Raw genomic sequence first — 25,978 nt, forward strand, 5'->3', positions numbered from 1 at the left:
CGTTCCCGTTGGATTAGCGACCGAGGGACGGGGCGTTGCTCACGGCTGGCTGCGCTCGGGGGTCAAACGCACGACTAGGCTCGCTGGCCGCGCGGTTCCGGTCGGCACCTCGAGGTGACCGGTCGACGTCGTACCGGGTGCGTGCGGTGTCGTGACCAATGCGCTTCGCGACGAACTCTTCGCTTTCGACTGTCTGACCTTCGCGCTCGTAGCTCACAGGCCGCTGGTATCCCTCGGCGAGAAAGTTGTCGCCCTTCGCGAACTTTGCGGATGTGCGTTCGGCCGAGCGTCCGAACATGACGAGGTGGTGGTAGCTCGTCTCCAACTGTGTGAAGGTACCGTCCTCTTCGCGACGAAAGTGCTCCTGTCCGAAGCGGAAGTAGAGGCGCGGGTTCCCGCTGGTGGAGTTCGTCAGCTGCGGCTCTGAGGCGACGAAGCCTGAGACGGACTCTTGCGTGTGGATCGACATGATCAACTCCCTATCTGGTCAGGTGGCCGGGTTTGTTCTGCCACTGCATCAGGTAGGTGCGCGTTCCTCCCCGGAGCGGTCTGATTCGTCGTGGGGCCCTCCATGAGTGCTTCCACGGCCGCGCGATCGAGTCGGAGCTTGTCGCCGTCAGCGCGCTTCGGCCACGGACGCAGGTCTGTGATGATCGGTGGAGCCGATCGGAGCAAGATGACGCCGGTGCCGAACGGGAGGGTGCGGACGCGGTCGGGCGGCAAGATCGGGACACGGCGGACGGAGCGCTGGTTGGAGCGTGAGCCGTAGTCGCCGAGGGTCACGGAGTCGGTGAACTCGTCCCGCTCGCCGATCAACGTGGAGAGGTCCTGGAGGTCGCGTGAATTGGACGCGCCGCCGAGGATGATCTTCGCGATACTGGCGTCCCAGATCGCAGCAGCTTGGTTGTCCGACCACTTGTCTCTCGCTTGAGCGAGCGACTGAAGCACGGGCATCGTTGTGATGCCCGTGCCGCCGCCTTCAGCCATGAGCGTGGGAAGTGACGGCAGGGGTGCGAGGTTCCCGATCTCGTCGAGTGCGAGCAACAGGGGTGGATCAAGCCGTGCGCCGGGTGATGGCGCAGCCATGCGACGTGCGGTTTCGACGATGTCTTCGATGAATGCAGCGACGAGCGCAGCGCTGTTTCCGGCGCCAGCTCCGGTCGCGAGCAAGTAGAGCGTGCCTCGGCGGAGAATGAACTGCTCGGGGTCGAAGTGTTCGTCTTCGGATGGGCTGACGGCATCCAGCACTCGGGGATCGGCGAGTGCGGCAAGCGCCAGGGACACGCCCTGCCAGATGCTGTCACGCGTGCGTGGGTCGGCATCAAGCATGGCCTCCAGTGATTCGGCCCACCCGGTCGCAGCCAGCGGTGAGCCGGTCAGGATCGCGACAGCTTCGGCCGCTGCGGCGGGGTCGAGTGTCCACCGGAACAGCTCCGTCGGGCTTCGATGATCGAGTGCCGCGGCGTGCAGGAGGGTCTGGAGCGCAATGCGGGTCTTGCCCTCCCAAAACCCTCCACCCTCAACGCCGCCAGACGACAGCTCGGTGGCGGCAGCGAGGCCAGTGGCACGGATCATCGCGGTGAGCGGATTCTCACACCCGCGGATAGGTGACCATCTCAGACCTGCGGGGATGCCTGCGGCCAAGTGCTGGGGGTCGAAGACCGCGACAGGACCGATCCGCTGGCGCGCCTTGAGAGTCACGGTGAGGTTGTCGGGTCTGGTTGAAGTCGTGACGACCGCTCCGGGCGCATCGAGGATCGCCGGGATCACGATGTGCAGACCCTTGCCAGATCGAGGCGGCCCGATCAGCAGGATAGAGTCCTCAACGCTCGCCCAGATCTGCTTGCCATGCGATCGCCCGAGCAGATAGCCGACATCCTCGGGCCTGGGATGGTCAAGGGACGGGCGCAGCGTGACAGCGCGGCGGAGGAGTGCCTTCATGGATGCGCGGGACGCGATCTCGTGCGCGCTGGCCGTGCCCTGGAGTCGACGCGGGTCAGCGTTGATGTCGATCGAGCGGCGTCGTAGCACCACCCAGGCCCACCCGATCACTGCGCCGAGTAGACCGAGCATGAGCGCTGCTACCGTCCAGTAGAGGACCGCAGTGAGCCCCGGCGCTTCGAGCGCCGCGGCGGGATCGGCAGGGTCGAACAAAACACGGACACCGCCACTGATCTCGACTCGCGGTTGCTCGATTCCAGCGAGCGCAGCAGCCACGGACCCCGCGCCACGAAGGACCGCGGCGACGCCGAACAACGCGACGAGCCCGATTGTCAGTGCATTGGTGAGTTCGTCTCCGCGGCCCCGGCCCGGCGCATGGGAGGTACTCATGACTGGACGAACTCCGAGATGACGACTCCCGAGACGCGGCCGATGAGGAGGATCTCGGACCGGTGGTCACCCAGCTCGCTCAGATCGATGACGGCACGAGCGGTTCCTTCGGCCGAGGCTTCCGCGCCGGAGATCGAGAGAGCAACGGTGATGTCTTCACCGGGGATAAACCCGGGCCCTCGGACCTCGAAGAGCAGGTGGGTCGGCCGATGCCGCGCTCGCCGCGCTACACCAGGCGCCGGGGAATCGACGTCTGTGTGCTCGCGTCTTGTGGCGTGGATGATGTCGGTGAAGAGGGAACCGTCGTGCTCTCTTACCTTGACGCGGATGGTGCGAGTGCGGTGGTCAGAAAGCGCATCGAGTAGTTCACCGAACCGCGCCCGACTCCATTCGGTGCCTGCGCTCGGAGGCGGAAAGTTGCGTCCGTTATGGGTGACGCGCATCAGGCCTCCCTCGTCAACGCGGATGCTGGCGAGTGGGAAGTTGACGGACGCGTTGAACGGGAAGCCTCCTGCGCTGCGTTTGCTCATGCCACGCAGGTGCGCGAGCGGCTCCTCGCGTCGGGTCAGCCGGTCATGCGCCCGGTCGTATCGAAGAGTTCCAACTCGGCTGGATGGAGCTGGTGCTGGCACACGAAAGATCGGTCCTTGATGCGCCACAGCCCCTGGCCCAACCCGAGGCCCGGAAGCAGCTTCTGCTCGGTGCCCGTGAGCCCGAGTGTTCTCGCAGTGCTGCCGAGCTGGTCGGACTCCTGACGGTAAATGATCCTCGTCTCGGCATTTGCCAACAAGCTGTTCGCGAGGGCGCGCATCGCCGAGCCTTGATCGCCGACGTTTTCCAGGTCGGTCAGCTTGTGGAAGATCAGCATGTTCGCGATCCCGTAGTGGCGTGCAAGTCGCCAGTGCGCGTCCATTCGTCGCAGTAGTGCCGGGTGGGACATGAGGCGCCATGCTTCGTCGTAGATGCACCAGCGCTGGCCACCGTTGGGGTCAAGCAGCGCAGACTCCATCCACGCCGAGGAGCAGGTCATGAGAACCGAGACCAGTGTCGAATTTTCCGTCACTCGCGATAGATCGAGCGAGATCATTGGCAGGGTCGGATCGAAGGCCACTGTCGAGGGGCCATCGAACAGCCCGGCGAGGTCTCCAGCCACCAAGCGCCGGAGAGCATGACCGACGAGGCGCCCGTCCTCGGCGAGCCTTCCGTCAAGGTCAGTGCGTGCGGTCGGGCTGAGGATGTGTTCGACGACCATCGGCAGGATCGGGATGTCGTTGCTCCGCACGACCTCGGTCAGCGCGGTATCGATCGCGGTGTGTTCCAGCGGCGTGAGTGGGCGGGCGAGCACCGTCTCCGCGAGCGCGCCGATCAAATCCCGGCGACGGGAAGCAACCGTGGACGCCCAGCTCACGTTGCTCATGCCGACTGGCCGGTATCCCTCGTCAAGTGGATTAAGCCGCGTCGTGAGCCCGTGCCCGAGCACGATGGCCTGTCCGCCCACGGCCTCGGCGACAGCAGTGTGTTCGCCCTTCGGATCGCCGGGCACGTAGACGCGGCGCCCGAACGGAATTGATCTCGTGTAGAGGCTTTTGGCCAGGCTGGACTTGCCAGATCCGACGATGCCGGCGAGCACGACGTTCGGAGCGGTGATGATGCCGCGGGCGTACAGCACCCACGGGTCGTAGACGAAGGATCCACCGGAGTACAGATCCTGGCCGACGAACACGCCCTCGGGTCCGAGCCCACCTTCAGCAAGAAATGGATACGCACGAGCGAGGGTCGCTGACGTGTCTTGATGCCGGCGCAAGCGGAACTTCCCGGATGATCGGAGCTGCGCTGGGCCGGGCTCACCGGCGGCAGGAAGGTACGTGGTGGCCCGGCGTTCGGCCAGCTTTGCGAGGTGCTTCGCGTGGGCTTCGTGTCGTTGAGAGTGCTGCTGGTCAGTCCGCAGTTTCACGGCGGCTCGTTGGCGCTGCTTGCGCAGTCGACTCTTCTCAAACTTCGGAGCGACGAGCACCGAGGTATGGAGTCGCTCGGCGTCATCCCGACTCACAGTCCCAAACTCCGCTGCTGCTTGAGAGTCGCGATGTTCGCCGGTTCGAACCACGACGCCGGCTGCTGCTGGGTCGCTGAACGTCCGCCGAGGCGGCGGGAATCGTCCTGCAGCGCGTCTATCGGCTCGACGTGGTGGAGCCGATAGAGGGCGACGTTCTCGAAGCTGTGACTGTACGCAAGGTGGTAGTCGCCCTCGCGGGTCTCGTTCTCCAGCGGGCCGCTCGGGGGTACGTCGTAGACGTAGCCGTTCTCCATCGCGGCGCTCGTGGTTTCGTCGCCATAGTCCCAGCTCTTCAGAAGATTCAGTCCCGCGGCGGCGCCGTCGGCGTCGATCATATCGAGCACCTCGTCAGCTTCTTCGCCTTGCAGGAAGACGACACTGAGCCAACGCTGCGCTGGGGCGTTGGCTGGCGCAAGAGAATCGAGCCAGGCGACACGACTTGCCGCGGATACTGCGACGTTTAGTCGGTCTTCGGCTTGGTCGATGAAGCTCGCGGCCTGGTGCAGTTCATCAGCAGCGGCCAGTGCGTTCCTCGACCCGGCCGCGTGGTCGCCGTGGTCATCGAACGCGCGAAAGCGGTTGTCGCCATGTACGTCAGCTAGCTGATCGAGAACCTGCCGCAGTGACCGCACGCCCGATAGGAGGTCGCCGAGGACGCCGTAGATGTCTTGCGGGTTCTCGAACGTGCGCGTCGCATGCGCGAGCCTGCGCAACGCATCGGATACCTCGCCGGCGCCGGGATCGTAGAACGTGGACATCAGGGGCCTCCAAGTCGCTCGCTGTGGATGCCCAGAAGGTGCGCTGCGTTCGCCATGCGATGTCGTACGCTCCTGCGATACTTGCGGAAACAGATGACGATAGTGACCACTGATCCGTCCAATGGAGAGAAAGCAGCCAGCGATGGATGAGGCACGAGAAGATCCGGACGACACCTCTGGCGACGTCGATGAGTCGTCTTCGGATGACGGAACCGAGTTGGACATCGCGACCTCCACAACGCTTGTCGAGATCAGCCCCGGTATGGCCGTCGTGTTCGGAGACGTTCCAGAAGGTCTAGAACTTCTCGAGATGGACTTTATCCCCTCCTTTGACAGGACCCAGCTCAACTCCGCGCTCGGAGCGCTGGGCAACGTCGGGACCATCGTCGGCAACGTTGGTGAAGCCATCGCGGGCGCCCAAGGGCTGTACCGTGTGAACGAAGCGACGCTGTCGATCCTCCAGAGTGGGGGGCAGCTTGCGGCAAAGGAGGGCGCGAAGCTCGGCGCCATCTTCAAGAATGGACAGGTTGTCGCTCAGGCGCGCTTCATTCCAGCGTCGATGACGGCGGCAACCGCAATAGCGGCAATCGGCCCGGCGGTCGCCATGCTCGCGCTTCAGATGCAGCTCGGCGAGATATCTGGTTTGGTGCGTACGAACATCGCGCTGACAACGGAGACTCTGAAGACCATTCGGAACGAGCAGTGGTCCGAGCTGGAAGCACTGATCGAGGCGGTCGACGAAGCGGCCGATCACGTACGAAGCATTGAGTCGGTCCCGGACTCGGTGTGGGAGTCGATCGCTGCGAGCTACCCGGCTCTCCGTAAGCAGATGAAGCTCTATCGGCGGAACGTGTCGGGCTACGTCAAGGAGCTCCGTGTGCTCCAGGGGCGATCTCGTCACGAGTACCTCGAATCAAATGCCGAGGCGATGGTTTTCGATACGTACGCGCTGCTTGGATCGTTGAAGGCTTATGGGGAGTACCAGGCGGTCAAGGCCATGCGGGCGCGGGCTCGCAGCGCCACCGATGTAAGCGAAGCACAGCTTTTCGAGCGGATTACTCAAAGCACGCCCATTGAGATCCAGAAGGCACGTGAGGAGATCGGTGACCTCACCGAGGCTCTCGTGCGCGAACTGCGGATCATCGCGGAGCTTCCAGGACGTGCGACAGTACCGCTCACGAAGAAGCGTAAAGACGCCAAGGCCGCGCGACTGACTTGCGAAAAGCTCCTGGGCGCCGTCGAGCCGCTCGCGAACAGCATCCAGATCCCCGTCGATATGCCGGACGTACCGGGGATTCTCTGCGTGCCGGAAGATCTCGACCTCGAGCCATATCTGCGTGTGCTGCGGTGGTACTTGAACCGCGACGAGATCTGGCACGGCATAGCGTTTCCGTACGAGGCGCGTGGCGTCGCGGCCGCGATGCCACCGATCCTCGCGAAGAGCGTGGACGCGTCCTGGGATGCGCTCGGGACGGGCAAGTTGAGCGCTGTCGTAGAGGTCTTCGCATCCAGTACGTTCGTAGCTGTCACGGACCAGCGCGTGCTGACCGCGACACCTCGATTCCTGCTCAGGGAGGGCGAGCTTCGAGACGTGATCTCTTTGGGTGAGATCCGGTACGTGCGTCCGCGCCAAAACCAAAAGGACAGTGTCCGGCCCGCAATCAACGTCGCGACCGAGCAAAGCGACATCCGGTGGATGTTTCCCGCAGCCGCGGACTCGGCACACATTGATCAGCTATCAACATCGCTCGGGGTCAAGCTGAAGCTCGGCTCCGGCGAACCTCTCCAGGTTGAGGCTGCATCGCCGAACGGGCGCGAAGAAGGACCCAGCCTTGAGGCGGAGGCAAACCGCCCTGAGGGTTGAAGCTAGACGACTCGGCAGAGTGGCAGCGCCGCCGCGGTGAACGCCTGGGCCTGCTGTCCGACGAGGAGCCGCGTCTCGCATGAAGACTGAATCGCGGCCTGCTCGATCGCGGCAACCGCGGCATCGAGGTCGTCCGCGGTGCGCGCTGAGACCGAGATGAGCCCCGTGTAGCGGAGCACGCCGTGTCCGGCGGTGAGATCGGCTTCCTGTTGCAATACGTCCTGGAACTCCGCCGTTTGCGATGCATCCTCGATCTGGCCGATCCGCTGGCGTTGGGCTGCGTCCGAGATGTGCTCGGTCTTCTTCTTCCGGATGTCGCGTGCCGCCTGATCAGAGCGCATCGGCGTGCACAGCAGCGAGAACGACCGTTGGATCCCCGTCGACAGCAGCAGCGGCGCGAGGAAGCCCGGGTAGACCATCGACCGCGGCCATTCCGAGATCCACAACACCGCGTGGAACGCCGAGTCAGTGCGAAGCCTCGACCACGACTCGTTCACCGCCACCGGTCCCGCGGTCGCGAGCGATTGCCCGAGCTCACCGTGGCGTTCGAGTGTCGCTGCAACGGCGGGGTCGTATGCGGAGCGCAGGATCACCGCGATCTCCCCGCACGAGAGCCATGAAGACGGCGAGAGGTCGGCGGAGCGCAGCGCGGCCACCAGCGCGGACATCTCTTGGCGAAGCACGGCAGCGGCACCGCGGATGCCGCCACCGGCCGTGCGGATCTGCCGCGACGCCGTTTGCATGTCGAGCGACAGAGACAGCGTGGTGGCGTGGCGTTCTCCGGCTGGCCCTGCCCGTTCGATCAGCTCGGCATACGTGGTCGAGGCCCACGATGCATCCGCTGTGCCATGCGAGGCCCACCATTCGGCGAGGCCCGTCCCGGAGTCGGGCAGGGTGCGCTCCAGCACCTGCAGCATCGAGATTCGACCGGACCGGCACATCGTCGCGAGCACACGTCCCCAAGAACTGACTCGACGTTCCTGCTCACCGGGGTCGAGGAGCACGAAAGCAGGATGCGAGACCGAAACGATCGCCGTGAGCGTTGCGGCGGTCGGGTCATGCACCATCGCGGCACCGGTGGCGGGATCATCGTACTCACGCAACCGCGCCATGTCGCCAGGAAGCGTGAGCGATCCGGCAGGGCGCGGCTTCACGACGCGTCGACGATAGAGCAACTGCCCGCCCGTGGTCTTCCACAACCACCAGAAGACGACGGGGATCCACTCGACGATCGCGCGCCCAGCGATACGGATCCATGCCACCGAGACAGCGGCGACCCAGACCGGAGCGGAGAAGGCAATGAGGATGCCACCTCCTGCGTAGAACGCCCACACGAGTGTGCCGATGCCGATTCCGAGCGCGATCAGCTGCGAGCGCGACAGGCCCAAGAGGACACCCCGTCGCGTCAATCGAGAGAACTTCACCGGGACGAGGTCTCCGGCTCGTCGGTCGTCGAGATCATTTGGCATGATGCGTCATTCCTTCCCGGAAGGCTGCGGTCGCGACCGACTGGGCGGAGCGGGATCTGCGCGCGGGGCCGACGGCTGCGGTGTGGAAGGCGACAGGGTCGCGGATGCTTCAGGTGCCGGAGTCCCCGGGTCTCCCGCGCTCACCGCAGCTGTCTCGGCGGTGCCACCGATGGACTGGCCGATCTTCGGTCCAGTAGTCGCGGCGCCTTTGACGACTTCGGCGCCAATGACCAGAGCTGCAGCGGGCCCGGCCGCCGCAGCAGCACCAGCTCCGGCACCTGCGCCAGCTCCGGCTCCAGTGCCCGCACTCGTGCCAGCCGCAGTGCCGCTGGGAGAGGCGCCAGCCGACGCCGTCGTGCTCGGTGCAGTGCTCGCGGGGGGAGTGGTGCTCGGACCGCCGCCGGACCCGTCGAGAACCTTCTTCACCCCATCGCCCTGCGGCTTCGACGGCACCGGGACGGGCCGGTTAATGGCGTGCTTGGCTTCCTGCTCACTTCCCATCGCATGGTAGAGGTCAAAGCCGAGGAACGAGATGAACCGGTAGACCATGTATGGCGCGAAGGCTGCGATGAACAGCAGCACGATGCCCGCGATCGGCTCGGTCACGGACGCGAGGTCTGCCTCGATCGGGGTGGACACCTGGGTGATCGCGATGAGGAAAACGACGACGAGTACGAGCTTGGAGATGATCAGCGCGAGGACGAACGCCGCCCACTTCCCAATCCATCCGCGGGTGACATCCCACGCCGCGCCCGCGAACGCGATGGGCGCGAGCACGATGGCCACCAACAGCAGGGCTTTGCGAATCAGGAGCGAGAACCACACGATGGCGACCGCGCAGATCATGAGTCCTGCGAGGAAGATCGTGATGATCGCGCCGACGCCGGGGGCCGCGATGTTGATGGTGGTGAGACCTGCGGTCAGGAGCGCGATCTTGTCGCCCATGGTCACGGTCGTTTCCCCTGCGGCCTGGACGATGCCGACGCAGAGTTGGTCGACGATCTCCAGCGCGGTCGCGGTGAGCGTGACGACAACGAAGGAACCGAGTACTGCTTTGGCAGCTCCGAGCGCGGCGCGGGAAAGCGCAGCGGGTTCGCGCCGGATGAGTCCTAGGACCAACTGGAAGCAGAAGAACAGCAGGACGATGAAGACGCCGATGCCGAAGAGCAGGTTGTAGACGTCGAGGTATCCGGAGGATTGGACGTCGACGAGAGTGGTGCTGTCGAAGACCGCCCACATGGCTTCGATGAGCCATCCGGCAGCTTGTCCCATTGTGGCGGCGAGCCAATCGAACGGGGCGGACACCAGCGAAGCCGCGCCTTCGCCGACGGCATCGCACACGGTGGAGATGACGGGGATATCGCAGACACTCATCGCGGGGTTCCCAACGGGTTACGACCCAGTGGCCTCAGACCTGCTGTCCGACGTTCCAGAAGAAGTTGATCAACGTCACGGACGCGCCACAGATGACCGCAGCACCACAGGAGACGAGCACGCCGAGCTTGCCTCGTGAGGCAAGGTGCGGGTTCGACGAGTTCGACCCGAATCCCCAGACGATCGCGGCCACGATCAGCGCGAGCACGGACAGGACGAGCCCGACCGTCATGACGGCGCCGACGATCGTGCGTAGCTGCGCGATCCCGGGTAGACCGGAGTCGTTCGGAGTGATGTCGATGTCCATCGGCAGGGCGGTGGCGACGGTCGCGATGAGTTCGAACACGGTGGCTCCTTGGCATCAACACCGCCAGCCACGGGCGGTAGGCGAAAGATGGTCGAGAGCCAGGTGTGCAGCGCCTCACCACCGGAATCTTTGAGGCTTCGCTCCTGGGTCTCGTAACCAGTCGCATGCCGATTCGCACACGGGGCGATGAGGTCAGAGCTGTTCGCCGACGCTGATGAGCCAGTTCATCCAGGACACGCACCCGCCAGCGAGCACCGCTGCACCGAGCGCGACGAAGACCCCGCTGCGCGCTTTCGCCGCAAGAGCGGGGTTGCCGGTGCAAGTAGCGATCGCCCAGACGATCGCGGAGATGATGATCATGAGCACGGCGACGATCAGGATGATCGTGAGTGCAGCACCGATGGCGACTTTGAGGTCATCGATACCGCCGAGACCACCGAAGTCGGGGAACACGTTCATCACTGGCCCCCTCCCAGTGCCGAGCACCCGGCGCCTGCGGTGGGCTCTGGGAGGTCTGCGGCGCCGTGGTCGTTGAGCCACTTTGCGGCGTCGACCGCCTCGGCCTTCGTGCCACCTGGACGGACTTCGAAGTGCAGGTGTGCGCCGGTCGAGCGCCCGGAGGAGCCGACGTCGCCGATGTGTCGACCGGCGATGACGTGCTCGCCGACGGTGACATGGATGCCGCTCTGCCACATGTGCGCATACGCGGTCGCAACGGTGACGCCGTCGATGCGGTGCTCAATCACAATGAGCCCGCCGTATCCGCCGGAGAACTCGGCGACTGTGACGACTCCGTCCGCGGCCGCGAGGATCGGCGTTCCATCCGGCGCGGCGAGGTCGGTGCCGGAGTGGAAGGCGCTCTCTCCGGTAAACGGGTCGACTCGCGGGCCGAAGTTGCCGGTGAGTACCCAGGTGTCCTCCGGCAATGGAAACACGACGCGGGCCGGCTCCGCAGCGCTCGCGGTCGGCGCAGGAGTGCTCCCGGCAAGTTGCGAGGTGACGCTAGTGAGAGTCGCGAGGATCTTTTCGGCGACCGGCTCGTAGTTGTTGTACCGGTCGGGGAATCCGGATACCTCAACCGCTTGCGCGGCTTCGCCCTTGCTCAAGTTCTGCCAGTCGGGGATATCGAGCAGGCCACGCGGGGAGGGATAGTTCGGTCCCGTCGGTCCGCCGAAGAACGCCGCAGCTTGATACTCCGGATCCATCAACTCGGCGACCGATCCCCATCCGGATTGCGGGCGCATTTGGAACAGACCGAGCGAATCGTGATCGGATCCGTTTCCATCGTTCGGATAGTCGCCGGACTCTGGGTCGGTGCTCGTGTTCGCCAGCTGCCGCAGCGTTGACTCGGTGAGCGCAGCCATGAGCGCGATCTGGACGCCATCGGGGGTGACGCCATCGATCCGCGACCCAACAGAGATGATCGTAGCCGCGTGAGTGAGCTGCTGCCGATTGAGTGTGAAGGTCCCTCCGTTCGCCGTCGTCACCACAAGCGAATCCGGAATGGGGCCGACGGTGAGACCCGTCGAGGCGAGGCACGCAATGACGGCGGGGTTTGCGACCAGACCGACCGCGACGAGTCCGAGTGTCGGCGCGAGGAACACGAGTCCGATGAGTGCGATCGCGAGCTTCTTCAGCATGAGTCGGCCGTCCTATCGGAGCGGGTTGTTCAGCTCGGACAGCCGCAGAACGTAGCAATTGTCATCGGTCGGGCAAGCGATGAAAACGGTGAGCGCTACCTCTTGCTGAGCTGTGATCGGATCGCCGTTCCAGGTGCCAGCGCGGTGACGGATGCCCTCGATCGTGTACGCAGTCGCGCCTTCGGGGAGTTGTCCGGGCCGTGCCTGCGAGCGCGCCTCAGGCCAGGCATCCGCCACGTACATCGACGTGATCTCCAGACGTTGCGTCGTCGCGTACTGACGCAGCTGCACCCATGCGTTCTGCGTCGGCAGGTAGGTGGCGATGTCGGCCGCGAGCCGCGGCTGCTCGGCACCGGTCGGATCGGCGACGTCGAGGATGACGTCGGTGTAGTTGAGCGGAACGAAACCGATGCCGGTGTCCCACGTGAACAGCGCCGTCGCGACGCTGCCTGCGAACGTCTCTGCATCTCGAGAGGGCAGGATCGTCGGAAGTCGCGGTGCCGTGGTGGCAGGTCGACGAGACTGCTCGGTGGTCGGCGCGGCGCTCGACGAGGTCGGCTCCGGCGAGTCCTCCGGCTCGGGTGATCCGGTGATGAGTCCGTAGGTGCCGACAGCGACGACGAGAACGGCCATCACCGCGACGGCGATCTGTGCGACCAGGGTGCGGCGTGAACGGGGAGCCTTCAGGTGCTTCATGCCGGGTAGGTGCGCAGCCCTGACCCCTGGTCAGATCGCGCGAAGGCTCCGCGCTGTCGTCTCGGTGTCTGAGCCGGCGTCGTTTCGAAATGCTCGGAGCTGCGCAGCGACGTCGACCGTGGCATCAACGACGTGGAGGAAGAGGTCGACCTCGGCGTCGCTGAGCTGTTGAGCCAGGTCGTCGACGGTGAAGTGCCGCCACCAGCCGTCGAGCTCCGTCCACGTCACGACGAACGCGCGCACGGGCCACGGATCATCACCGTCCGTACGTGCAGCGGGGCTTGGCGACGGGCGTCGCTTGGGCATCCGCTTGCCTTTGATGCGAGCCAGGGCTTCCTCGGCGAGTTTCGCCACGTTCGCCCCGCTCGCGCCGGGCTGCGCCGCAGCGACGAGTTGACGTGCCCGCTCGTAGCTCGGGTGCACGGCTGACCCGGATCCGATGAGCTCCAGCTCGGCTGCGACGCCCTCGCGCACGGACTGGGGCTGGGTCTCATCGTCGACGAGGCGCTGGAGGTAATTGATCTTCTCGAGCGTGGTGTGGGAGGGGCCATCTGGGATCATCGCAGCGGCCTGTTCGCGTGCGTCGCCCACAGCCTCTGACGGTGCCGCATAATTTGCGGCACCGTCACCTCCGGGCTGGTTCTCCCTGCTGAAGCGCGACGCTTCCTGGCGGCGAGCGGCATCCTCTGCCATCAACGTCTTGATCTCTCGGTACAGAGTCGCGTTCTCCAGTTGAGTGAGCGGCTTGTGGAGCACATTGTCGTCTTGCTCGGCAAGCAGGTACCCAAGGTCTCCCGAGATGCCCGAACGCACCCACACTTTGACGTGCAGCCACCCGAGTTGCTTGATCGCGGCCAGTCGCCGTGCACCGCAGACGAGGATCCCTTCTGGCGTGACGGTTATCGGTTGCAGCAGGCCGTCCCGCTCGATTGACGCGGCAAGCGAGGCGAGGTCGCCGAGTTCCGTCCGGTGGCGTCGCCCGACGCGAATGGAGTCGACCGACCGTTCCAGTTCGATATGCCCGTGGTCCGTGCTCATCGCTTGCCCCCGTGCGTGGGCGTGGACATCGCGATCGTCATCACCAAGTCGTCGTCACCGAGCAATGCGGGCAGCGAGTCGCCGATGATCAGACGGAACAGGATGCCGCGACCGGTGCTGGTCGACCGGTATGCAGGATGTGGATGCCCGAGCAGCACACGCAGCAGTGCCGCCCACGAGCCGGCAGGCAGATCGAGCAGCGCTCGGGCGTGCTTGTCGCGGCGCAGCAGCTCGCAGGCGCTCTGTCGAGACCCGGCCCGCGCGACCGCGGCGCAGACGTACTCGATCGCTGCGCGCGCAGTGCTCTCCGGCCATCCCAATGTCGTGAACAGGACGATCGACAGTTCGATCGCACGCTGGGCAGTGTCCACGTCCTCGGGTGCACCGGAGGCATCGTCGTCTTGAGTGCTCGGATAGTCGTCTCGGACGTGGAAAGCCGGATGGTAATCGGCCAGCGGAGTCTCTCGATCGGCGAACCGTTCGGGGTCGTGAAACGCGGAGACGTGCGGGCGGCGAGCTTGGTGAGTCGCGCACAGCAAGCCTTGCCCGCGCTCCTCGGCGATGCAGGTGATTTGAACACCGCGAGTGACGACGGCCCACGGATCGTCTGCTTCTCGTGCGGAGCGGGTTCGCATGACATCGAATGCTGCCGACGCTGCCTCCCAGGGGTCGAGGCCGTGCTTACGTGCTAAGGCGCCGTACTTTTCGGCCGAGAACACGGCGAGATCAGCGGCAACGCGGTCGTGCGCCCAGGCGCGAGCACCCGCGTGATGCAGGCGATTGAGCAGGGCGCGCAGCCCTTCGCTCGTTCTGTAATCCTCGCGCGCCGGTGAGCTGTGATGGGTCATGTCGAAGGCACCTCCTGACACGCAGGTGCGCACGCGCTCCCAGCTGCGGGGGTCTTGGATGCCGGTGAAGTGCCCATCAGGTCGTTTCACGCTTTGTTGTTCAGGCTGCGCCGACCGCGCCGCGCTCTGCTCCGCGTCGCGAGGAACCGTGTCCGAACGCGGACACGGGCGGGAGCCGTCGCGCCCGCTCCGCAATGCCGCGGATGCTGGTCGTCGTCGCCGCACGGGTGCGTCGATGTAGCTCAGCTTGGAAGGTGATGCCCGCTCCCGCCATGCGGGAACCGCCGTGTGCGATCAGATCTGTCGGGCGCACCCACTCGACGCCGCGGCCGCGGTATGACGCAGGATCCAGTGTCGCGGCGCGATGGCGACGGCGGATGCTTGTTGCTTCGACGGTCTCGGGCACGGTCGCGACGCTGTCGCCATCTCGATCAGCGATGCGCGTCGTTTCGTTCTCGATCTCGTTCATGGCGGTCCCTCCTCGGATGTGGCGGATGCGGCGTCCATCCGTTCCTGCTCGATAGGTGCGCTGGCGAACCAGCGGCCCACCGTCGACGGGTGAACGTCAAGTTCGCGGGCGATCCGCTTGTTCGACCATCCCTCCGCCCGAAATGCCGTTGCGCGCTCCTGCGGCGAGACCGACGTCACCGACTCGCTCGGACCTACGGTTTCTGGCGCGCGGATCAGGAGCACCGTCAGATGAGTGATCGCAAGCAAGACCACCGGTGGCACGGCTGCGACGGCTGCGGCGAGGAAGCCGGGCACGTCTGAATCGGCGGCGACGACGGCATGAAGCGAGTTCGCGGTCACGGATACTGCCGCAGCGCCCGCGAGGAGCGTCCATCGATACCAGGCGGCTCGTGCATCGGCGAGGGCGACGACGGCGACAGTCGAGACGACGATGACCCCGTCGACGATGAGCGGCCATGCCCACGCCTGCCCGTCGCCGATTCCTGAGCGCGCGGCAAGGTCCGCAAGCGAGGTGAATGACAGCCAGAACGCTCCGGCGGCGATGAATACCGTGCCCGCGACGGCTGTCATGACGGCCACCCGTCGCCCCCCGATATTCCTCATGCCAGTGCCCGTGACTCTGTGCCACTTGATGGCCTGTGTGGTGTCGCCGACGACGCAGGAGCTAGCTGCCTGGCCGGTGCGCCCTGAACACTTCGGTAGGCAGAGCGGACGGTCGTCGTCACCTCGCGCTCAGTGAGCCCGGCCTGCGCACCGGCCGCCGTCAGCGCATCGAGCGCTTCGAACGGGGGAACACTCTGCTCCGCCATCCGGCAAGCGGCCCAGAAGACCCCGTGGTTACGTTCGCCTTCCTGCCTCCGAGTAACCCACTCGGCGAGACGCTGCACATCGCCCGATCGGATCGCCGACTCGCCGCTACGGGCCTGATCCAGCCTGTGGGGAGGATCGAGGAAGTCGCGAAGTCGCTCCGCGTTGAACCCATGCACGCTTTCACTGGCGAGCCGAAGGACCTCATACCACAGCGGACGCCCGTCGATCACTCGACTTGACGGCGGAACGATGATGTAACCGCCGTCGCCGCGGAAGTCGATGCCCGCTCGTGCGCACTGCCAGGACCGCTGCTCCGACCCGCTCGTCGCGGGGAAGTACACATGCAAACCGTCAGACGGGGTTCTCACCGCAGCAGTCCAGCCGTCCACGAGACCTTCGGCTCGCGCGCGATCCAACGCTTCGTAGCCATCGACGGGGCAGTGCACATCAACGTCAGCCACGACGAGGCCCGATGCGGCGCCGGTCGGGATTCCGATGTTCGCGCTGGGTACCGCCGTCCACCATCGCCGCACCAGCACAGAGTTCGTGCTGGCGGCGTGAAATCCTCCAGCCACCGCGGGGCGCTTCCCGCGCGCAGCGCACGGGAACACGGGGATGCCGTGAGCCGCGTAAGCGAGCGCGCTCTCAGCTGTCGAGAGCCCGCGGCCCGAGCCATCGAGTGTCTGAGCGAACGCGGCGGCGTTCATCGCAGCGTCCGCGATTCGGTCAGAGCCGCACGCTGCGCGTCCGTCGAGGTCACCGGTACATGGCTCGCGCGGTTCGAGATGGGCGCACCGGTCCGCGTCGACGCACGTTCAAGTCCTGGCAGGGTACCGTCGCCGAGCATCTCCGTGTCGAGCCGGTCCAGAATTCTCATGACAGCGGCGCGGACCCGTTCGCCCGTTGCGCGGACGATCTCGGCTGGCTCCTGCCCGTCCACCTGCGCTGCCCAGGTCGACACGTACGGAATCGTGTAGCCACTGGTATCCATGCCGTGGGTGGCACCGATCATGAGCGCGACCGACTCGGCCTCCACCTCGCCGATACCACGATGCCGTCTCACTACATCCTGATCCGGGCCGTGCATGAGCACGTGAGCGAGTTCGTGGGCGAGCGTCTTCACACGCGCTGCGGGATCCATGTTCTTGCGGACCTTGACCGTCTTCTCGGTGTAGTCCGTGACGCCGTTCGCGCCAAAGATCATGTCCTCGTGCTCCACATCGAGTACAGCAAACCCGGCAGAGGTGATTTGCTGAGCGAGGCCTTCCCAGAGTCGGGATGGAGCCTCGCCCTTCAGCAGAGTCGGCGTCGGCGGCGTCGGAAACGCGTCGCCGGAAGTCTGGGAGGCATCCCACACGTACGCGGGGCGAACACCGATTATCTTCGAGCGCACAATCTCGCCGGGACGCGGCTTCTCGAACCGATTGAGTCGTCGCCACGACGCCGGATCAGATGGACTTGATGAAGCAAAGCGACCGGTGACGGGGGCGAGGATCTGATAGCCGGGCTGGCCCGTCTCCACTTGGCGCCCCAGCTTCTGCCACTGCTTGTACCCGGCGACGTATGACGGCATCGGCTCCGATACGAGTCCTGCCTCGTACGCCATGGAGTGCTGTATCCAGATCAGCAAGGTGTTGTTGAAGGAGCGGCTGCGGAATCGGGCCGCGAAGGTGAGGACTTTCGCCCAATCGTCCCCAGACACAAGCCGACCGACGGCATCCGCCAGCTTCTCGTGGACCTCGTCAAGCTTCGCTTCGCGCGCTGCGCGACGATCTTCGGTCGCGACCATCGGATGGCCTCCTCTCTGGGACGCCACGACCGGGAGGGGCGCGGCGACACACCAGAGAGGTGGGCGCGCGCGCCCGCGAGAGAACGATGAGAGATGCGGCCGCACGGCTCGTGCACGCTCGTTGCGCGCGAGCTTGGCAGAGCGCGCAATCGTCATCGTCCTGATTCTGGGCATCGTTCACCTCCCTTTGAGCAGGAGTGCGGTCACGCCACGTCACGAGCGTTGAGCATGCTCAAACCGCCTGGGGTCTTAGTTCTAACATCGACGTTGAGCATGCGCAACTGTTGATTTGGTCATGCTCAACGTATAGATTGAGCATGCACAAAGGAGGTCTGCGAGCATGGCCGAAGACGAGAGCAAGGATGCGGCAGCGGATCTCGCGAAACGCCTGCGGCTACTGCTTGACGTCGCGATTGCGGAGTCTGGTGCCGAACCGACGTACTCGCAGATTGCCGCCTACTTGGGTGACCGCGGCACCAACCTGTCGAGATCGCGCTGGACCTACATGGTGAACGGCCACCGGTACGTGCAAGACCCGGAGGTGTTTGAGGGGCTGGCGGCATTCTTTGACGTCGACGCCGACTTCCTGTTGGGCGCGGACGGGGCCGCGGTCCCAGCAAAAGTTAGCGCGCAGCTAGACCTTGTGCGCTCGATGCGCGCTGCGAAGGTCAAGACCTACGCGGCTCGCACCCTTGGAGATATCTCGCCGAGAGCACTCCAAGCCATCAGTAAGTTCCTGGATGAGGAAATGGCGCACGCAGTCGAGTAGTGACGACGTCCCGCGAAGCGGAGTGGGCGCCGGTAGATGCCCTCGAAGAGAGTGAGCACACCGTGAATATTGATGAGGCCGTGACGACGGCCATCACGGATCTCGCCCTGGGTAGCGTCTTCACGTTTGATGACTTGCTTAGCGCTGTGAGACGGCGCAGACGACGGCGGCTCCGTGTCGTCGAGCTGAGTGCGTTGGGCGACCATGATGGCGTCTGCGCGATTTGGCTAACGACCGGAGCAGAGGACGTGATCCTTCATGCGCACAGCGACTCGGTCCTGCATCAACAACAGTTCGTGCTCCACGAGTTCGCTCACATACTGCTCGGACACTGCGACGGCGACGAATGTTCCGTCGTGGACGCTCTGCTGCCAGACATCCCACCGCACACCAGAGCGCGTCTACTCCGACGCCAGGATTTCGACACCGACACCGAGATTGCAGCCGAGTCACTGGCAGACCGGCTCGCGGCGGGTATTCGGGGGTCTGTCTTCGCGGAGTCTCGTTATTCGGAAATCTTCGGATGATCCAGACGCTCATCGCGACGCTCTTGTGGGTGCTCGTGGCGAGCCTGCTCATCTTTCGCCGCCGGCGGACGGACCGCAGTATTACCCACGCTGCTCTCACGATCGCTGTCGCCATGACACTCAACGTCGACGCCGTCTACGTCGCCGTCGATGGTTTGCTGGGATCGACGAATTACGGAATGCTGTTTTCGGATGGCCTTCTGATCATCGGGCTCTTCTTCCTCGGACGAGCGGCGATGAAGGCTGGCGAGTACCGTCCGCGGCTGGTGCGCGCAGCGGTCGGTCGCCCCGCATTGTTCACCGCACTCGTCGGCACAACAATGGCGTTCTTCCTCATCGATCGCGGGGCGACGACTGTGACCTTCATGCGCGACCTCGGTGCGCAGCCGTGGGTCGCGGCGTACTCGATCATTATGTTCACCTACTGCGGGATCATCTTGGGTGCGATGCTCACATTGGCGATGAGGCAGTTCCGCATCGGTAAAGGAGCGCAGCTGATTCCCGCTTTGCTGCTTCTCATCGGCTCGAGCTCAGGTATCGCGCTCAGCGTCGCCGTGATCACCATGGATCTGGCGCACGTTACCGGCAATCTTCAATTCATGCGCTCCGTCAGTGCCGCGTACGGGCCGCTGTCTCTCCTCGCCTTTCTTTTTCTGTGTGCGGGCTTCGCCGTGCAGCCGATGGTCCGCAACTTGCAGGAGCGGGTTCGTCGCGCGCGAACGGCCGAGATGTTGCAGCGACTCGACTCACTGTGGCATCAGGCTGTGCGAGTGCGGCCAGGTCTCAGCAGGGCGCAGTCTTCGACATCGCAAATCGAAGACGAAGAAAGCCGCCTCCACCGTGAGATCGTCGAGATCAGAGACGCGATGATCGACCCGCGTACTGCGTTCGAGGTCACCAAAGCGGAAGAGACGCTACTCGAGCAGGCGGAACGTCACCTCCTCGGGAGCAGCGGCGCAGATGCCAACGGAAAACCCGCGGTCGTTGCGCCGCGCTCTCCCGACGAACGAGATCGAACATGAGGCGCATCGTTGTAGCGAGCATGGTGTTCCTCGGTGCGGGTGCGATGAGCCTCGGCTGGATCCTCGCTCGGAAGTTAACGTCGGCGGTCGGGTCTCGAACCTTCGACTTGAGACTTCGAGATATCGAGACTGACGAGGATCGGCGTTTGCTGATTCTCAACCGCACTCGCTCCACGGCCGCGCCAGGCATATTCAGCCTGTGGTTCGAAACGGGAGAGTGGGTACGAGTCTCCGACGAAGTGATCGATCGAGGGCCTGGCCAGATCGCTCGGGTTGTGACGCACGCCGCGTTCGACCGACTCCCATCTCTGGGGGCATCCTTTTCGTGGAGCGGGATCTACTTCGATGGCCCCGCGGCAGCGGGCCTCAGCGTGCGGGAGGTCTTCATCACTACGCCCGCGGGTCCGGCCCCGGCATGGCTCGCCGACGGCGAGCACCGCGCGGCGACATGGGCGATTCACGTCCATGGCATGGGCGGGCGCCGACGAGGAACGCTGCGCGGTGTGCAGGTGACTGCTGAGCTTGGCTGGACGTCGCTCGTCGTCAGCTTCCGCAATGACGGTGAGGGGCCGAGCGTTGAGAAGGGTCGCTCAACGCTGGGCTACTCGGAGGCCGACGATGTCGAGGCTGCTGTCGACTATGCCGTCAAACAGGGCGCTGAGCGGATCGTTCTCTTTGGATGGTCGTTGGGCGCTGCCATTGCTCTGCGCGTTGCCGATCGGATGCGGTCTGCGACGGTGATAACCGCGCTGGTACTGGACTCTCCAGTGCTCAGTTGGATCGAGGTGATCGAGGCCAATTGTGTACGAAGCGGACTGCCTGCTGTGGCGGGCCGTCTCTCGTTGCCCTGGTTGACGCTTGATCCGCTCGCTCGTATAGCCGGGCTGCCGGGGGCCGTTTCGCTTCGGGAGATGGACTGGATCGAGCGAGCCCGAGAACTCACCGTGCCGACTTTGATCCTGCACGGCGATCGGGACGATTCGGTCCCCCCTGCGGTGTCTCAAGCCCTCCGGGATCGCCGTCCTGGCTTCGTCGAACTAGTTGTGTTCGAGGCGGGCCATTCGCTGGCATGGAATTCTGACCCTGAGCGTTGGCGTTCGAGTGTCAGCGCCTGGCTATCAACAGCGGTCGTTGACTGAAGCAGAGCGATCTCCGTGCCTGCAGTTTGGCGTTGATCATTCAGCGCGTGCGCGTTAGTAACATCACCCCCTCAGCGCGGAGCATATGAGATGAGCCCGCGTGCATCTTCAGGCGCCTTGATCTGGCGCACTGATCAGCTGCCACGCCTCTTGCAGATCGAGGGGGACGCTGACGGATCGCATCTGTTGTGAACCGGCCGCATCGGCTCACCTCCCGAGTGAGGAAGGGAGGCGGTCTGGGTGACGGTCTCGATGCGGGTGATGAGCGCGGGCGACGGGTATAAGTACCTGTTGCGCACCGTTGCGGCCGGCGACGGCGACAGGTCGCTTTCCACCCCGCTGACCCGGTACTACAACGCCGAGGGTACCCCGCCTGGCCGTTGGCTCGGCACGGGCGTCGCCACGCTCGGCGGCGGTCGGATCAGCGTGGGCGATCAGGTTGCCGAAGCTCAGCTCCAGCTCCTGGTCGGCGTGGGCCGTGACCCGATCACCGGTGATCCGCTCGGCCGCGCCTACCCCGATTACCGGGGCGTTGCCGAGCGGATTGAGGAACGCACCGCGGCACTCGATACAGCTCTCGAACCGACATCACGCGCCGAGGCCGTCGCCGCCATCGAGGTGGAGGAGGCGGATCGTGGGTCGCGGCGGGCGGTGGCGGGGTTCGACTTCACGTTCTCGGTCCCGAAGTCTGCGAGCGTGTTGTGGGCGGTCGCGGATGCGGGGACGCAGGCGTTGATCGTGGATGCGCATGATGCGGCGGTTGCGGAGGTGGTTGCGTTCATGGAGCGGGAGGTTGCAGCTACCCGCGCGGGCGCAACCGGTCGCGACGGTGCGGTTGCGCAGGTTGATGTCCGCGGTCTGATCGCGACGGCGTTCGATCACTACGACTCGAGGGCGGGTGATCCGCACCTGCACACGCATGTCGTTATCAGCAACAAGGTGCAGACCGTCCTCGACAACAAGTGGCGGTCGTTGGACGGGCGGCCGATGCACGCCGCCGTGGTCACTCTCTCCGAACTGCACCAGGCCGTCTTCGCTGACCACCTCACCCGGATGCTCGGTGTCTCGTGGGAGGCGCGAGAAAGGGGCCGCGACCGGAACCCGGCATGGGCAGTCGCCGCGGTGCCGGAGGCGCTGGTCATTGAGTTCTCCACCCGTGCCCGGCACATCGACGCCGAGACCGATCGCCTCATCGGACAGTACGTCGAGGCACATGGGGGCCGGCCGTCACCGACGACGATCATGAAGATCCGCGCCCGGGCTACGCTCTCCACCCGCCCAGCAAAGGAGGTGCGGTCGCTGGCCGACCTCACCGCATCCTGGCGGGAACGGGCCGGGCGGGTGCTCGGGTCGGATGCGACGTCGTGGGCGCGCGGCGTGACGGCGAACGAGGACCCGTTGCTGCTGCGCGCCGGCGACGTGCCGTTGGATGCGATCGGATCGCTCGGGCAGGACGTGGTGACCGCCGTCGGTGAGAAGCGCTCTACCTGGCATCGTTGGAATCTCACCGCGGAGGCCGCGCGGGAGACGATGGGCTACCGGTTCGCATCGACCGAGGATCGAGAAGCCATCGTCGGCCTGGTCGTGGACGCCGCCGAGGTCGCGTCCCTGCGCCTGACCCCGCCGGAACTCGCATGGACCCCGGCGGCGTTCCGCCGGCCGGACGGGACATCGGTGTTCCGACCGAAGCACTCGGCGCTGTTCTCCTCCGAGGTGTTGCTGGCGGCCGAGGACCGTCTTCTCGAGCGCGCTCGCACCACCATCGCCCCGACCGTGCCGATGACGACCGTCGAAAGCATCACGAAGCGCCCGAACAGAAAGGGCCAGGTGCTCAATAGCGATCAGGCGGCCGCATTGACGAAGATCGCGGTCTCCGGTCGCGTGATCGATGTGCTGGTGGGCCCGGCTGGGGCGGGGAAGACGACGGCGATGTCGGCGTTGCGGCGGGCGTGGGAGCAGGAACACGGGCGCGGCAGCGTGGTGGGACTCGCGCCATCGGCGGTCGCCGCGCAGGTGCTCGCAGACGACCTCGGTGTCCAGACGGAGAACACGGCCAAGTGGCTCGACACCCACGACCGTACCGGCGGGACGTTCCGCAGGGGGCAGCTCGTTATCGTCGATGAGGCGTCGCTGGCGGGCACTATCTTCCTCGACCGCATAACCACCTTGGCGGCGGAGGCCGGGGCGAAGGTGCTGCTGGTCGGGGATCACGCGCAGCTCCAGTCCGTCACCGCCGGAGGCGCGTTCGCCCTCCTCGTGCAGGACCGCGACGACGCTCCGGAGCTGGTCGACGTGCACAGGTTCGTAAACCCGTGGGAGAAGACCGCCTCACTCGGCCTGCGGCACGGGCGCACCGACGTCATCGACACCTACGCCAAGCACCGCCGCGTGATCGGCGGTGATACCGAGGCGATGATTGATGCGGCCTACACCGCATGGCGCGATGATACCCTCGCGGGCCGGGCCAGCGTCCTCGTTACCGACTCCAACGAATCCGTCCAGGCGCTCAACAACAGAGCGCGCGCTGATCTGATCCTCGACGGCACCGTGAACGCACGCCGCGAGGTCGAACTGCGCGACGGTACCCGCGCCGCGGCCGGTGATAGCGTCATCACCCGCCGCAACGACCGTCGCCTGCGCGCTGGGCGGTCCTGGGTCCGCAACGGCGACAGATGGACGGTCAGCGAGGTTCGCGACGACGGCGCCCTCACCCTCCGGCGGGCAGGGCGCAGGTGGGGCGGGTCGGTGGTGGTTCCCGTCGAGTACGCGGCAGAACACCTCGACCTCGGCTACGCCGTCACCTCTTACCGGGCGCAGGGCATCACCGTGGACGCTGCGCACGTCCTCGGCGATGCGTCGATGACCAGGGAGACGTTCTACGTCGCCATGACCCGCGGCCGAGAGGAGAACATCGCCTACGTCGCCGTCGACAAGCCCGACCCCGCCCACGACGGCCCGCACCCCGGCGACAATACCGAGGCAACCGCTCGGTCGGTGTTGGTTGGGGTGCTGCAGCACGTCGGCGCCGAGCTCTCCGCGCACGAAACCATCACCGCCGAGCACGACACCTGGGCCTCGATCGGGCAGCTCGCCGCCGAATACGAAACCCTGGCCGCCGCCGCTCAACACGACCGCTGGGCCGCCCTCATCCGATCCTCCGGGCTCAGCGACACCCAGGCCGAGGCCGCAATCGCGTCACCCGCATTCGGGCCACTGACCACCGAGCTGCGACGGGCAGAGGCAAACCACCACGACATCCAGACCCTGCTACCACGCCTGGTCAGAGCGCGCGGGTTCGGAGATGCCGAAGACATCGCCGCCGTCCTGCACGACCGCGCCGCCAAAGCGACCTCCCGCCCAGCAGGCGCCGGCCGCTCCCGGAGAGCACCGCGCCTGATTGCCGGTCTCATCCCCGACGCCACCGGCATTATGCCGTCCGAGATGCGGCGGGCTCTGACCGAGCGGCGCGACCTCATCGAGAACCGCGCCGATGCCCTCCTCGACACCGCACTCACAGAGAAACACGAGTGGATCACGAAGCTCGGCACGCAACCGAAGCAGTCACGAGCGGCCCGGGCATGGCGCTACGGTGCCCGCACCATCGCCGCATACCGCGACCGCTACGGGGTCACCGGATCGCCACCGCTCGGGGCGCCCGCCGAGGCGGAGGCGCAGACGATCGACGCCACCCGCGCTCGCGCCGCCCTCGACCGGGCACAGAACCTCGCCCAGACCCACCAACCTGAGAAGGAACGAGCCCGCCGCATCGGAGTGCAGAGGGTCGGGCCGTCGCTGTAGCTGCTTTGCTACGACTGGTTGGTTCGATCCGGAGGTCGGATCGTCCGCACGCTCGAGACGTCACCCTGGTCCACGCAGTCATGAGAGGTCGTATACGTGCCCGCAAACGCTAAGATCGGCCGCCGTCGCGTCCACGGTGCTCTCGACACGTGCGTAGCGTGCAGGGGCGTGGAGATCAAAGCGGCGCGAAACGACCTGCTCTCGGCGGGTGGCGGACTGTGGATCGCCGCCCTCCATCCGGACTGGGCGAGCGGAGCTGGAGCTGCCGCTGGCGGTGCCTCAACGGCGGCAGCTGGTGGTGCTGCCGCCGGTGGTGGTGATAGCGGGAGGCGGCGCCGGTGCGGCGGCCGCAACGGAGGCCGGCATTTCGGCCGCCGCGTCACAGTCGGCGGGCCAGGGCGGCGCGTCGACGGCGGACGTGGACAGCGACGGGCTCTGTCCTCGAGCGGCAACGGTAGTTCGGCCGGCTGGAACGCCGCTGGATCCGCGATGGAACCGTCTCCCCGTCCTCCTGGCCTCTCTCGGGATGACCGGTGCCGGAAACGCCGTGCAGGCGTGTACGGCGCAGGACATCGTCGATTTCACCCGTGTGGCGTATGACCCGACGGTGGCCGCCCGCGTGGAGCAGGCCCGCCAGGAGGGCGGGACGGGCCTCACCTGGGAGGAGGCGGGTCCGGCGTTCGCTGAAGCGAAGTACGACCGGTATTACCACGACCGGGGCGTGTCGAAGTCGTGGACCATGTACGAAGGTCCGCGGTCGAAGTTCTACGCGACGGCGCTGCGCCGCGCATTCGAGCCGACAAAGGGCGTCCTCCGCAAGCGGGTGACGATCCTGTACCGTCCCATCCCGGCCGGGGATGCCCCGGACGTGATTGAGGCGGAGATCAACAACGCGCAATTCAACTCGTCGACGAAGCAGCGGGCGACGGCGCGGCAGAAGAACCGAATCCGGTTCGCGAACAAAGCAGCCGAAGAAGAAGCTGCCGGCGCTGGGCTCACGCGGTTCGGCATGATCATCACCACGACGTGCCGAACGAACGACGAGTTCCCCCGGCTGGAGAAGGTCATCCCGTCGCTGACAAACCAGGCTCGGCTCAAGATCCGTGAGGCGTTCGGTAACGAGGATGTCGCGTTCCTCGCGGGCTTGCCCCTGGGTGTGGTGCTCCCGGAGCACATGACGTTGCCCGATCAGATTAGGGACTGGCTGTAATGACTATGACGCGAGCACAGAAGCGACGGGATGCAGACCCGGGGGAGCTGCGGCTGACCCCGCGG

At 65.6% G+C, this 25,978-nt stretch carries 23 protein-coding genes and 1 pseudogene; 7 read left to right on the top strand and 17 right to left on the bottom strand.

Going from position 1 to position 25,978, the window contains the following annotated elements; all coding sequences use genetic code 11:
• Positions 1 to 13 precede the first annotated feature (13 nt).
• From AC2D10_RS16820 to AC2D10_RS16840, 5 genes are read right to left on the bottom strand one after another with little or no spacing between them, the layout of a single operon-like run.
• Complete coding sequence (locus AC2D10_RS16820; RefSeq protein ID WP_045263447.1) at positions 14 to 469, bottom strand: single-stranded DNA-binding protein; 456 nt, start codon at positions 467 to 469, stop codon at positions 14 to 16.
• A 2-nt stretch (positions 470 to 471) separates the two neighbouring features.
• Positions 472 to 2,331, bottom strand: a complete 1,860-nt coding sequence (locus tag AC2D10_RS16825) for a type IV secretory system conjugative DNA transfer family protein (RefSeq protein WP_484709268.1) — start codon at positions 2,329 to 2,331, stop codon at positions 472 to 474.
• Complete coding sequence (locus AC2D10_RS16830) at positions 2,328 to 2,861, bottom strand: hypothetical protein (RefSeq protein WP_484709269.1); 534 nt, start codon at positions 2,859 to 2,861, stop codon at positions 2,328 to 2,330. Before AC2D10_RS16830 ends, AC2D10_RS16825 begins: the two co-directional genes overlap by 4 nt.
• A gap of 35 nt (positions 2,862 to 2,896) precedes the next feature.
• A complete protein-coding gene (locus tag AC2D10_RS16835; protein ID WP_484709270.1) occupies positions 2,897 to 4,381 on the bottom strand; it encodes an ATP-binding protein in 1,485 nt (494 codons plus the stop codon).
• The gene (locus AC2D10_RS16840; protein WP_484709271.1) at positions 4,378 to 5,142 is read right to left on the bottom strand and encodes a hypothetical protein; all 765 of its coding nucleotides are present in this window, start codon (positions 5,140 to 5,142) and stop codon (positions 4,378 to 4,380) included. Before AC2D10_RS16840 ends, AC2D10_RS16835 begins: the two co-directional genes overlap by 4 nt.
• A 142-nt stretch (positions 5,143 to 5,284) precedes the next feature.
• On the opposite strand from AC2D10_RS16840, the gene AC2D10_RS16845 reads away from it, so the two are divergent.
• A complete protein-coding gene (locus AC2D10_RS16845) occupies positions 5,285 to 7,006 on the top strand; it encodes a hypothetical protein (protein WP_484709272.1) in 1,722 nt (573 codons plus the stop codon).
• 2 nt (positions 7,007 to 7,008) lie between these two features.
• Here AC2D10_RS16845 and AC2D10_RS16850 read toward each other — a convergent pair whose 3' ends face one another.
• The 12 genes and pseudogenes from AC2D10_RS16850 to AC2D10_RS16905 all read right to left on the bottom strand — a co-directional run bounded on the left by AC2D10_RS16850 (position 7,009) and on the right by AC2D10_RS16905 (position 17,448).
• Positions 7,009 to 8,475, bottom strand: a complete 1,467-nt coding sequence (locus AC2D10_RS16850; RefSeq protein WP_484709274.1) for an SCO6880 family protein — start codon at positions 8,473 to 8,475, stop codon at positions 7,009 to 7,011.
• 6 nt (positions 8,476 to 8,481) lie between these two features.
• Positions 8,482 to 9,849, bottom strand: a complete 1,368-nt coding sequence (locus AC2D10_RS16855) for a conjugal transfer protein TrbL (RefSeq protein ID WP_484709276.1) — start codon at positions 9,847 to 9,849, stop codon at positions 8,482 to 8,484.
• Between the two features lie 34 nt (positions 9,850 to 9,883).
• Complete coding sequence (locus tag AC2D10_RS16860) at positions 9,884 to 10,156, bottom strand: DUF6112 family protein (protein WP_378821424.1); 273 nt, start codon at positions 10,154 to 10,156, stop codon at positions 9,884 to 9,886.
• A 192-nt stretch (positions 10,157 to 10,348) separates the two neighbouring features.
• Complete coding sequence (locus AC2D10_RS16865) at positions 10,349 to 10,615, bottom strand: DUF6112 family protein (RefSeq protein ID WP_484709277.1); 267 nt, start codon at positions 10,613 to 10,615, stop codon at positions 10,349 to 10,351.
• Between the two features lie 8 nt (positions 10,616 to 10,623).
• Positions 10,624 to 11,796 (bottom strand): annotated as a pseudogene (locus AC2D10_RS16870) (M23 family metallopeptidase); the annotation flags it as partial.
• 12 nt (positions 11,797 to 11,808) lie between these two features.
• On the bottom strand, positions 11,809 to 12,492 hold the full coding sequence (locus AC2D10_RS16875) for a hypothetical protein (RefSeq protein ID WP_484709278.1): 684 nt from the start codon (positions 12,490 to 12,492) through the stop codon (positions 11,809 to 11,811).
• Between the two features lie 30 nt (positions 12,493 to 12,522).
• Positions 12,523 to 13,530, bottom strand: coding sequence for a ParB N-terminal domain-containing protein (locus tag AC2D10_RS16880; protein ID WP_484709279.1), 1,008 nt, complete (start codon positions 13,528 to 13,530; stop codon positions 12,523 to 12,525).
• Positions 13,527 to 14,378: a hypothetical protein gene (locus AC2D10_RS16885; protein ID WP_484711865.1), complete on the bottom strand. Its 852-nt coding sequence runs from the start codon at positions 14,376 to 14,378 to the stop codon at positions 13,527 to 13,529. Before AC2D10_RS16885 ends, AC2D10_RS16880 begins: the two co-directional genes overlap by 4 nt.
• Before the next feature lie 100 nt (positions 14,379 to 14,478).
• Positions 14,479 to 14,847, bottom strand: coding sequence for a hypothetical protein (locus AC2D10_RS16890; protein ID WP_484709280.1), 369 nt, complete (start codon positions 14,845 to 14,847; stop codon positions 14,479 to 14,481).
• Positions 14,844 to 15,419, bottom strand: coding sequence for a DUF2637 domain-containing protein (locus tag AC2D10_RS16895; protein WP_484709281.1), 576 nt, complete (start codon positions 15,417 to 15,419; stop codon positions 14,844 to 14,846). Before AC2D10_RS16895 ends, AC2D10_RS16890 begins: the two co-directional genes overlap by 4 nt.
• A 29-nt stretch (positions 15,420 to 15,448) precedes the next feature.
• A complete protein-coding gene (locus AC2D10_RS16900) occupies positions 15,449 to 16,366 on the bottom strand; it encodes a bifunctional DNA primase/polymerase (RefSeq protein ID WP_484709283.1) in 918 nt (305 codons plus the stop codon).
• Positions 16,363 to 17,448, bottom strand: a complete 1,086-nt coding sequence (locus tag AC2D10_RS16905; protein WP_484709285.1) for an ArdC-like ssDNA-binding domain-containing protein — start codon at positions 17,446 to 17,448, stop codon at positions 16,363 to 16,365. Before AC2D10_RS16905 ends, AC2D10_RS16900 begins: the two co-directional genes overlap by 4 nt.
• A 340-nt stretch (positions 17,449 to 17,788) precedes the next feature.
• Between AC2D10_RS16905 and AC2D10_RS16910 the strand changes: the two genes are divergently transcribed.
• The 6 genes from AC2D10_RS16910 (at position 17,789) to AC2D10_RS16935 (ending at position 25,913) form a co-directional block, all read left to right on the top strand.
• Positions 17,789 to 18,217 (top strand): hypothetical protein, encoded by a 429-nt coding sequence (locus AC2D10_RS16910; RefSeq protein WP_045263463.1) that lies wholly within the window; start codon positions 17,789 to 17,791, stop codon positions 18,215 to 18,217.
• The gene (locus tag AC2D10_RS16915; protein ID WP_484709287.1) at positions 18,217 to 18,744 is read left to right on the top strand and encodes a hypothetical protein; all 528 of its coding nucleotides are present in this window, start codon (positions 18,217 to 18,219) and stop codon (positions 18,742 to 18,744) included. Before AC2D10_RS16910 ends, AC2D10_RS16915 begins: the two co-directional genes overlap by 1 nt.
• The gene (locus tag AC2D10_RS16920) at positions 18,741 to 19,766 is read left to right on the top strand and encodes a DUF6545 domain-containing protein (RefSeq protein ID WP_484709289.1); all 1,026 of its coding nucleotides are present in this window, start codon (positions 18,741 to 18,743) and stop codon (positions 19,764 to 19,766) included. The genes AC2D10_RS16915 and AC2D10_RS16920 overlap by 4 nt, the downstream gene beginning before the upstream one ends.
• The gene (locus AC2D10_RS16925; RefSeq protein ID WP_484709291.1) at positions 19,763 to 20,905 is read left to right on the top strand and encodes an alpha/beta hydrolase family protein; all 1,143 of its coding nucleotides are present in this window, start codon (positions 19,763 to 19,765) and stop codon (positions 20,903 to 20,905) included. The genes AC2D10_RS16920 and AC2D10_RS16925 overlap by 4 nt, the downstream gene beginning before the upstream one ends.
• 252 nt (positions 20,906 to 21,157) lie before the next feature.
• Entirely contained in the window at positions 21,158 to 24,703 is a 3,546-nt protein-coding gene (gene mobF / locus AC2D10_RS16930) for a MobF family relaxase (RefSeq protein ID WP_484711866.1), read from the top strand.
• Between the two features lie 295 nt (positions 24,704 to 24,998).
• The gene (locus tag AC2D10_RS16935) at positions 24,999 to 25,913 is read left to right on the top strand and encodes an SCO6880 family protein (protein WP_484709293.1); all 915 of its coding nucleotides are present in this window, start codon (positions 24,999 to 25,001) and stop codon (positions 25,911 to 25,913) included.
• Positions 25,914 to 25,978 lie beyond the last annotated feature (65 nt).

The sequence above is a fragment of the Microbacterium sp. PI-SA-G genome (genome assembly GCF_057215335.1).

Excerpts from the sequence above, each read along its gene's own strand:
- AC2D10_RS16820 (WP_045263447.1), bottom strand. The coding sequence starts at position 469 with ATGTCGATCCACACGCAAGAGTCCGTCTCAGGCTTCGTCGCCTCAGAG.
- AC2D10_RS16825 (WP_484709268.1), bottom strand. The coding sequence starts at position 2,331 with ATGAGTACCTCCCATGCGCCGGGCCGGGGCCGCGGAGACGAACTCACC.
- AC2D10_RS16830 (WP_484709269.1), bottom strand. The coding sequence starts at position 2,861 with ATGAGCAAACGCAGCGCAGGAGGCTTCCCGTTCAACGCGTCCGTCAAC.
- AC2D10_RS16840 (WP_484709271.1), bottom strand. The coding sequence starts at position 5,142 with ATGTCCACGTTCTACGATCCCGGCGCCGGCGAGGTATCCGATGCGTTG.
- AC2D10_RS16845 (WP_484709272.1), top strand. The coding sequence starts at position 5,285 with ATGGATGAGGCACGAGAAGATCCGGACGACACCTCTGGCGACGTCGAT.
- AC2D10_RS16850 (WP_484709274.1), bottom strand. The coding sequence starts at position 8,475 with ATGCCAAATGATCTCGACGACCGACGAGCCGGAGACCTCGTCCCGGTG.
- AC2D10_RS16855 (WP_484709276.1), bottom strand. The coding sequence starts at position 9,849 with ATGAGTGTCTGCGATATCCCCGTCATCTCCACCGTGTGCGATGCCGTC.
- AC2D10_RS16860 (WP_378821424.1), bottom strand. The coding sequence starts at position 10,156 with ATGGACATCGACATCACTCCGAACGACTCCGGTCTACCCGGGATCGCG.
- AC2D10_RS16865 (WP_484709277.1), bottom strand. The coding sequence starts at position 10,615 with ATGAACGTGTTCCCCGACTTCGGTGGTCTCGGCGGTATCGATGACCTC.
- AC2D10_RS16875 (WP_484709278.1), bottom strand. The coding sequence starts at position 12,492 with ATGAAGCACCTGAAGGCTCCCCGTTCACGCCGCACCCTGGTCGCACAG.
- AC2D10_RS16880 (WP_484709279.1), bottom strand. The coding sequence starts at position 13,530 with ATGAGCACGGACCACGGGCATATCGAACTGGAACGGTCGGTCGACTCC.
- AC2D10_RS16885 (WP_484711865.1), bottom strand. The coding sequence starts at position 14,378 with ATGACCCATCACAGCTCACCGGCGCGCGAGGATTACAGAACGAGCGAA.
- AC2D10_RS16890 (WP_484709280.1), bottom strand. The coding sequence starts at position 14,847 with ATGAACGAGATCGAGAACGAAACGACGCGCATCGCTGATCGAGATGGC.
- AC2D10_RS16895 (WP_484709281.1), bottom strand. The coding sequence starts at position 15,419 with ATGACAGCCGTCGCGGGCACGGTATTCATCGCCGCCGGAGCGTTCTGG.
- AC2D10_RS16900 (WP_484709283.1), bottom strand. The coding sequence starts at position 16,366 with ATGAACGCCGCCGCGTTCGCTCAGACACTCGATGGCTCGGGCCGCGGG.
- AC2D10_RS16905 (WP_484709285.1), bottom strand. The coding sequence starts at position 17,448 with ATGGTCGCGACCGAAGATCGTCGCGCAGCGCGCGAAGCGAAGCTTGAC.
- AC2D10_RS16910 (WP_045263463.1), top strand. The coding sequence starts at position 17,789 with ATGGCCGAAGACGAGAGCAAGGATGCGGCAGCGGATCTCGCGAAACGC.
- AC2D10_RS16920 (WP_484709289.1), top strand. The coding sequence starts at position 18,741 with ATGATCCAGACGCTCATCGCGACGCTCTTGTGGGTGCTCGTGGCGAGC.
- AC2D10_RS16925 (WP_484709291.1), top strand. The coding sequence starts at position 19,763 with ATGAGGCGCATCGTTGTAGCGAGCATGGTGTTCCTCGGTGCGGGTGCG.
- mobF (WP_484711866.1), top strand. The coding sequence starts at position 21,158 with ATGCGGGTGATGAGCGCGGGCGACGGGTATAAGTACCTGTTGCGCACC.